Source organism: Acidocella sp. (assembly GCF_036489515.1).
Lineage (GTDB): Bacteria > Pseudomonadota > Alphaproteobacteria > Acetobacterales > Acetobacteraceae > Acidocella.
In genome coordinates this window covers 67,765-76,429 of sequence record NZ_DASXFO010000016.1, presented here as the reverse complement: position 1 = coordinate 76,429, position 8,665 = coordinate 67,765, and the positions used below count along the sequence as shown (strand labels likewise).

The 8,665-nt window shown below is 64.6% G+C and carries 3 protein-coding genes; all 3 read right to left on the bottom strand.

Annotated elements, in window-relative coordinates:
* Positions 1–150: 150 nt before the first annotated feature.
* Positions 151–2,934, bottom strand: a complete 2,784-nt coding sequence (locus VGG47_RS02440; protein WP_408841366.1) for a [protein-PII] uridylyltransferase — start codon at positions 2,932–2,934, stop codon at positions 151–153.
* An 89-nt stretch (positions 2,935–3,023) separates the two neighbouring features.
* Positions 3,024–5,648, bottom strand: coding sequence for a DNA mismatch repair protein MutS (gene mutS / locus VGG47_RS02435; RefSeq protein ID WP_331535272.1), 2,625 nt, complete (start codon positions 5,646–5,648; stop codon positions 3,024–3,026).
* A gap of 230 nt (positions 5,649–5,878) precedes the next feature.
* Positions 5,879–8,215 carry a putative bifunctional diguanylate cyclase/phosphodiesterase gene (locus VGG47_RS02430; RefSeq protein WP_331535271.1) on the bottom strand — a complete coding sequence of 779 codons (2,337 nt, stop codon included), beginning with the start codon at positions 8,213–8,215 and terminating at the stop codon, positions 5,879–5,881.
* Between the last annotated feature and the right edge of the window lie 450 nt (positions 8,216–8,665).

Below are 8,665 nucleotides of genomic sequence, written 5' to 3'. Positions count from 1 at the left end.
TTCTTCGCCAAACTCAAGGAGTTCAAGCGCATCGCCATGCGAAGCGACAAAACAGACCAAAGCTTCAAAGCAATGGTCTATCTCGCCTCAGCCGTCATCAATTCACGATGAATCTCAACAAGCCCCACAAAAAGTAGCCTTCCCTTTTCTTCAAGCTACGATAATGCGCGGAGCTGCGGCCTGGGGCGGCTGGTCTTCGGCGGTCGGCGTCAACGCTTTCAGCAGCGCCGCGCGCAGCTGGTAGAGCTTGCGTTCGTTCTCCACCTTCATGCCGAACACGTCCTTTACATAGAACACGTCCACCGCCCGCACGCCGTAAGTGGTGACATGAGCCGAGGCGATCTGCAGCCCTTCCGAGGAAATCGCCGCCGTCACGTCGTGCAGCAGGCCGGGCCGGTCACGGCCGTTGACCTCGATGACGGTGTGGCGGTTCGAGGCTCGGTTATCCACCACCACGCGCGGCGGCACATGGATGGCGCGCATCCGACCCGGGATCAGGCTGTTGGTGGCTTTTTGGATCTCGCTGTCGAGCTTCAGGCGGCCGGAGAGCGTCTGTTCGATCAGGGCGGAAAGCCGGGCCAGGCGATGCGGCGCATCATACGGGCCACCGGCGGCGTCCTGGATCCAGAACGTATCCAGCGCCATGCCGTCGGTCAGCGTGTGGATGCGCGCATCGACGATCGAGGCTCCGGCAATGGCCAGCGCGCCGGCGATCCGGCTGAACAGCCCCCCATGGTCGGCGGTATAGATCACCACCTCGGTCACGGCGCGGGCCGGCAGCGGCTCGGCGTTCACGGTCAGCGGTGCGTCGCGCAGCCTGGCGTCGCGGATCATGCGGGCATGCCGCTCGATGCTTTCGGGGTCGAAGCCCAGCCAATAGCTGGGATAACCGAGCGACAGAAACTCCTCGCGCGCGTCGGCCGGCCAGTCTTCCAGCAACGTCGCCACCACGTCCTTCACCCGGGCGATGCGCGTGTCGCGCTCGGTGGTGGAGAGCCCACCTTCCAGCACCTCGGCAACGCGCGCGTATAATTCGCGCAGCAGCGTCGCCTTCCAGCCGTTCCAAACTTTCGGGCTAACCGCGCGGATGTCGGACACGGTGAGGATCAGCAACAGGCGCAGCCGCTCTGGCGACTGGATGGTGTCGGCGAGGTCGAGAATTGTTTTCGGGTCGTCGATATCGCGGGAGAACGCGGTCTGGCTCAGCAGCAGATGATGCAGGATCAGCCAGGAGACCATTTCCGTCTCCTCGGGGTTAAGGCCCAGCGCCGGACAGACCGAGAGCGCGATTTCCGCGCCGAGTTCGGAATGATCGCCGCCGCGCCCCTTGGCGATATCGTGCAGCAGCACCGCGGCGTAGAGCGCGCGGCGAGACTGCACCTGCTCCATCAGGTCGCTCGCCACCGGCGCCACTTCCGCGAGGTCACCGGCTTCGATCGTGTTCAGCACCTTGACCGCCTGCACCGAGTGCACGTCGACCGTGTAGACATGATAGGTATCGAACTGCATCTGCCCGACGATGCGGCGCCAGTCCGGCATATAGCGGCCGAGCACGCCGGTTTCGTTCAGCAGCGTCATCCATCGCGCGGAATCACAGGTCGGCTCATCGCCGCGCGCCTCGTCGCCGCCGCAGAGCAGATTGAGAAACAACGAAGCCGCCTTTTTGTCACCGCGCAGTTCCGCGCCGAGCGGCGCCGAGCGGATCAGCATGCGCAAGGCCAGCGGGTGCAGCTCCAGCCCGCGGTCGCGGGCGCTGATGAGAATGCGGAAAATCGCCGTCGGGTCGGTTTCCGGCTCACGCCCCGGCGCGAACAGGATCTTGCCGTCCGCCAGCACGAAGCCGGCCTGCAACAGCGCCGCATCGGCGGTGGCGACGATCGCCGGCGGGCCCAGGGCCGCGCGCGTCAAAGCCGGCTCGAGCACGCCGGTGACGCGCGCCACCTCGCGCACGACCAGGAAATAATGGCGCATGAAGCGTTCCACGCCATCCTGCCTGCCGTGCCGCGTATAGCCCATGCGCGCGCCGACCACCGGCTGCAGGTCGAAGGTCAGCCGCTCCTCGGCGCGGCCGGCGACGTAATGCAGATGAATCCGCACGGTCCACAGATATTCCCAGGCGCGCTTGCAGGCGCGGGCCTCGGTCTCGGTGAGGATGCCGCCGCCCGGCGCGTCCTTGCCGACCAGCTCGCTCATCGCAAAGGTGTTGAAGACATAGCGCGACAGCCAGTAGAGCGTCTGCAGGTCGCGTAAGCCGCCCTTGCCTTCCTTCACATTCGGCTCGACCATGAACGGCGTCTCGCCGAAGCGGCGATGCCGCGCGGCGCGTTCCGCCTGTTTCGCGGCAATGTATTCGGCCGGCCCGTCGGCGGCGCAACCGGCCCGGAACGCCTTGTGGAAATCGGCGAACAGCGCGCGGTCGCCACTCAGGCAGCGTGCGTCGAGCAGCGAGGTGCGGATGGTGACGTCGAGCTTCGCCTCGCGCAGGCAATCGGGGATCGAGCGCGTGGCATGCCCGACCTTCAAGCCCAGGTCCCAGAGGAAATAGAGAATGAACTCGACCGCGCGCGCGACGCTCGGGCTGCCTTCGCCGCCTGTCAGGAACAACAGATCGATATCGGAAAACGGCGCCAGCGTGGCGCGGCCATAGCCGCCGGTCGCGGCCACCGCGAGCCGGTCTGTCGCGGCGATGGGGGCCATGGCGAGCGCATAGCCGAACAACGCGCTGACCAGCTCATCCATCAGCCCCGCATGCAGCCGCGCGGCCGCCAGGCCGTTCAGCCCGTCTCGTTCGAAGCGCTGCTGCACATGGGTCTGGATCCGCCCCAGCTGCCGGCGGAAGGCGGCGAGCGCCTCATCGCGTGGCAGCGGATTCCCCTCCGGCATCAAAGCGACCAGGGCTGCGGCGATTTCAGGCGGTTTCTCAGCTGATGGCATTTGCGACAAGGTAGATCAATCTTGCTGAAGTTGGAAACGCGGTGAGGTTCAGGCTGGGTCGATATTTCTTGCAGCGAAACGCGTGCGGCTCAATCCCCCTCACCGGCCACGCGCAGTACGAACCGGCGGCGCAGCGCGTAGAGCGCCTCAAGTGCGACGCGCGGGCTCATCTGGTCGGGATCAAGCTGCTCAAGTTCGGCCAGGAACGCCTCGCGCTCATCGGGTTGCGCCGGTGCTGCGGCAAACAACGGCAAAGGCGCCGGCGTCGGGGCCGTGCGTTCGGCCGCCTTGAGAAGGGTTTCCGCGCGTTTGGCGACATTTTCCGGTACCCCGGCCAGGCGCGCGACATGCACGCCCCAACTCCGCTGCGCCGCACCTGGGACCACTTCGTGCATGAACACCACCTCGCCGCGAAACTCCTTCACCCGCATCGTATGCGGCGTGAGCCGTGGCAACGCCTCGGCCAGCTGAAATAACTCATGGAAATGTGTAGCAAATATGGCGCGGCAGCGATTGCCGTTGTGCAGCGTCTCCAACACCGCCTGGGCGATGGCCAGACCGTCCCGCGTGCCGGTGCCGCGGCCGATCTCATCGACGATGACAAAGCTTTTGGGTCCGGCCTGATGCAGGATGGCGGCGGTTTCGATCATTTCCACCATGAAAGTGGAGCGGCCTGAGGCCAGATCGTCGGCAGCACCTACACGCGAGAACAGCCGGTCCACGAGCCCCAGCCGCATCTCCTCCGCCGGCACCGGCAGCCCAGCCTGGGCGAGGATCACCAGCAGCGCGTTCTGCCGCAGGAAGGTGGATTTTCCCGCCATATTCGGGCCGGTCAGCAGCATCAGCCGCTGGCCGGCGGACAGGTCGCAATGATTGGGGATGAATCCGGTCCCGGGCGGCAAGGCCGCTTCCACCACCGGATGCCTCCCGGATTTGATGAAAAACTCTTCTTCTCCGGTGAGCTCAGGGCAACAATAAAGCTGGCTGGCGGCCAGCATCGCCGCCGATTGCAGCACGTCCAGCGCGCCCAAGGCGTCGGCACAGGCGGCCAGAGCCTCGACATGGGCCAGCACTTGGCGGACCAGCCAGGCAAAAACGATTTTCTCCCGCGCTGCCGCCCGCGCCGCCGCCTCGGCGATACGCTGATCCAAGGTGGAGAGTTCCGGATGGGTGAAGCGCGCGCCGTTCGCCATGCCCTGGCGCAGGATCAGTTCGGGGTTTTCCCGCAGTTTTTCGGTGGCGGCGTTCGGCACCTCGATCACATAGCCGAGCTGCGCATGGTGACGGATTTTCAGGGAGGCGACGCCGTAGCGCTGCGCGAGTTCGGTCTGGAAGCCGGCGATCACCTGGCGCGTATCGTCGCGCAGCCGCCGCTCGGCATCCAGCTCGGGGTCGAACCCCGCCGCGATAACACCGTCATCATCCAGCCTGAGCGGCGCCGGTTCGGCGAGGGCGGCGACCAGCGTCGCTTCCAGCTCCGGCGCCGGATCGAGGGACGTACGGGCGGCCTCCAGCAGCTTCGCCCCGGACGGCAAAAGCGGCGCCGCCTGGCGAGCGACACCAAGCCCGGCGGCAATGGCGGCGAGGTCGCGCGGCCCGGCGCGGCCGAGGGCGATGCGGCTGAGCGCGCGCGCCATGTCCGGCGCGCCGCGCAGCACGCCGCGCAACGGCTCGGCCTGAGCGCTGTCCCGCAGCGCCAGCCAGGCTGACTGGCGCTCCTGCAAAGGGGCGAGTTCGGTGAGCGGGGCGGCCAGCCAGGCGGCCAGAAGCCGCGCGCCGGCCGCGGAAACCGTGCGCTTGACGGCAGCCATTAGACTGCCCCCCTCGGCGCCGCCCCGGCTGCCCAAAATCTCCAGGCTGGCGCGGGTCGCCGCGTCCATCGCCAGCTGGCCGGTGGCCCCGGCCGAAGCCGGGCGGGAGAGACGCGGCATGGCGCCCATCTGCGTGGCGGTAATATAAGCCAGCACCTGGGCGGCGGCGAGCGCCTCGACATCGGTGAAAGTGCCGAACGCATCAAGGCTGGCGGCGCCGAATTTTTCCGCGACCTCGCGCCGTGCCGCGGCGGCAGTGGCCGGCATCTGCATGGCCAGGCGCAGCGTGGACACACGACGCGCCGCAAAGCCGCCCAGCTCAAGATCCTCAGATGCGAGAATTTCCGCCGGGTCGAGGCGGCCGAGCACCGCGGCGAGGTTGGGCACGTCCACCGCCTGGGTTTCGAACAATCCCGTGGAAATATCCGCCCAGGCCAGGCCGAGCGCGGTTCCGTCCGCGATCACCGCGAGCAGAAAATTGGCCCGCCCTGCTTCCAGCAAACTCTCTTCCGTCAGCGTGCCGGGGGTCACCAGCCGCACCACGTCGCGCGCCAACGGCCCTTTCGCCCCACGCGCCTTGGCCGCCGCCGGATCCTCCATCTGCTCGACGATGGCGACGCGAAAGCCGCGACGGATCAGCCGCGCCAGATACATCTCCGCCTGCCCGACCGGCACACCGCACATCGGCACCGGGCTGCCCTGGTGCTGGCCACGGGCGGTCAGCGCAATGTCCAGCGCCGCCGCCGCCGCCTGCGCGTCAGCGAAGAACAGCTCATAGAAATCGCCCATGCGGAAAAACAGCAAGGCGTCTTCATGTCGTGCCTTGATGGCGAACCATTGCGCCATGGCGGGGCTGGCCCCGGCGGCATTGGATAGGATGGGCTGCGTCAGTGGCTTCGTCATGGACGGCTAATAAGCGGTTTCCCCCGCAACAGGCCAGGGCAAAAACAGCCTAAGGGAAGCGAAGGGAAGGCTACTTTTTGTGAACAAAAAGTAGCAAAAACTTTATTAATGCTGGGCCATGGGCGTTGTCGCAGACACGGCCCCTGGCCCAGAGCCGTAAAAATTTTTGCGCCGCTTTTTTAAAAGCGGCTGCTTTCTTCTACCCTAGAAAGCCGGCATGGCGAGCGATTTCACGCGTTTAGCTGGAACCCGGCATCCTGCCAGTCATAGATCCGCATGTCCGCCGCCACGGCCTCGGCGAATGTTTCCGGCGGCAGCGCACGGTGGAACAGATGCCCCTGCGCCTGAGCGCAGCCATAGGAGGTCAGCAGCAGCGCCTGCTCGCTGGTCTCCACCCCCTCGGCCGTGGCGATCATGTTCAAGCGCTCGGCCAAGCCGATAATGGCGAGGATGATCAAGCTGTCACCCTTCTCGTGGCCGAGATCGCGGATGAAGGAACGGTCGATCTTGATCTTATCGAAGGGAAAGCGCTGCAAATAACTGAGCGAGGAGTAGCCCGTGCCAAAATCGTCGAGGGCGATGTGCACACCTTTTCCATGCAGGTCCCAAAGCGCCTCCGTGGTCTGTTTGCTGGTCTCCAGCATCGCCGTCTCGGTGATCTCCAACTCCAGGCGCCTAGGATTCACCCCCGCATTGTGCAAGGCCTGCAAAATCGTCTCGACCAGCCCGGCAGTACGGAACTGGAGCGGCGAGAGGTTGACGGCGATGCGGATATGCTCGGGCCAGCGCGCCGCTTCCAGGCAGGCCTGTTGCATCACCCATTCGCCGATCGGACCGATCAATCCGGCTTCCTCGGCGATGGCGATAAACTGGTCCGGCGCCAGCAGACCGCGCTCGGGGTGACGCCAGCGCAGCAACGCCTCGGCGCCGAGGATGCGCAGATCGGTCAGATCGACGATCGGCTGGTATTCGAGCACGAACTCGCCACGCGGCAACGCTTGAGCGAGTGCGGCTTGCAGCGCCCGCCGCTCGCGCAGCCGCTCGTCCATGCCCAGGTCATAGAAGCGCCAGAGGCCACGACCGTCGGTCTTCGCACGATAGAGCGCGAGATCGGCGGCTTTTATCAGTGCATCGGCATCACCGCCATCCTGCGGCGCCCGCGAAATGCCGATGCTGGTACCGATCTGCACCAGCTGCCCGTCGAACTGGTACGGGCGCGAAACGCGTTCGACGATGCGCGCCGCGACCGCGCCGATTTCCGTGACGTCGTCGGACATGACGATAATGGCGAACTCATCGCCGCCCAGGCGGCAGGCAACGTCCCGCTCGCGCAGACAGCCACGCAGCCGCTCGGCGACCGCGACCAGCACCGCATCCCCGGTGGCATGGCCAAGCGTGTCGTTCACGGCCTTGAACTGGTCGAGATCGAGGCAAAGCAACGCCACCCCGGCTTCGGCGACCGTCTCGCAGGCATGGTGCAGCACCTCGTTGAACAACACCCGGTTGGCCAGCTTGGTCAGGCCATCATGCCGGGCGAGAAAGGCGATCTGCTCCTGCTGCCGCCGTTGCCCCGTGATGTCGGAACCGACCCCACGATAACCGGCGAAGCGGCCGAATTTGTCGAAGATTGGCTTGCCGGTTAGCGACCAGTAACGTTCCTCGCCGGCGATCACAGCCGGAACGACCAGATCACGAAACGGCAAACGCTCCTCGAGGACCCGCCGCAGCCGCTCGACCTGCGCATCGGGGTGGCACGCGGAGTCCATGACCTCACCGAGCAGCGCGTCCGGAAAGTGGCCCGAAAGGCTCGCGGCCGGGCGCTGGACAACCTGCGCCAGACGCGGGCTGACGCGCTGCAGCTCCATCTTCGCGTTGGTCTCCCACAGCCAGTCGCTGGAGCTCTCCTCGAAATCCCGCAGCAGCAGCTTGATCAGTTCGGCATTCTCTTCCAGCCGGATCGTACCGATCACGCGTTCATTCAGGCGCTGGTTAATAAAAACGATACAACCCCCTGTCAGCGCGATGAAAGACAGCAAGGCAAGCAGCGTCAAAATTTGCGGGTGCGGCGCCGCGATCAGTGCCAGCACGGTACCGACCGAAATCGGCAGCCAATAGGCGACCGCGCAGGAAAGGGGCGACATCATCGCCGGCGTCACCAGACAGCCGACCATGACGCCGTAAAGCAGCGCCAGCTGACTGCCGCTCTCGTGGCGCAATAACAAGATCAGAAGGATCGACCACAAAGCACCGAGGAGCGCGCTGAGCCGCATCATGCGCCCGATATAGAGGGAGGCGTCCGCGCCGGTGGGATCGCGGCACAACAGCCAGCTCCGCGCCCGGGCGATCAACGCAAGATAGCATAATACGACCGCCAGCATGAGCGCACCATGCAGCAGCACATGAGGTTCGTTCTGGAACTCCAAAAACAACAGGCAGGTCGTGGACAGGCCGAGCAGCGAGATCGCGATGATGATGCGGCTGAAATCCTTCGCCTGTTCGAGGCGCAGGCGCTCGGCGAAATCCTCAGGAATATGCAGGCGAAGAGCAAAACTCTTCAGGCCTTTCAAAGCCCGCCGAAACCGCACGGTCAGTGGTTGCGAATGGCTGAAAAACCACCGCCCCCCAGTTCTGACATCGCCTTTGCCAAGCGCCTGAATATAACCCCCCTGTTCTTTCGGCCAACCGCCCAAAGCATGCCGGCGGCGCTCTGTAAAACTCCCTGTAAACTTTATGTGCCGTGTTGTTTCAGATTTTTATTTATGCACCGCACCTTTTCTAAAAACGCACAGTTATCGAAACGATTCTTCCTCCGATCCATCTTTCGGACAGTCGATCTTTCGGCACCAAAGCAACCGCTCAAAAACGAAACACCCCTAACGAATCAATGATTTTTCAGTTTTTCCTGCGTGAGTTTGTTCGGTGCCAAACCCCTACACAAGCGTTTCCGCACAAATACTTCTAACAAATCGTTAAAGCACCCACACAAAATTCTCCGTCATCTTCACGACAAAACCTGA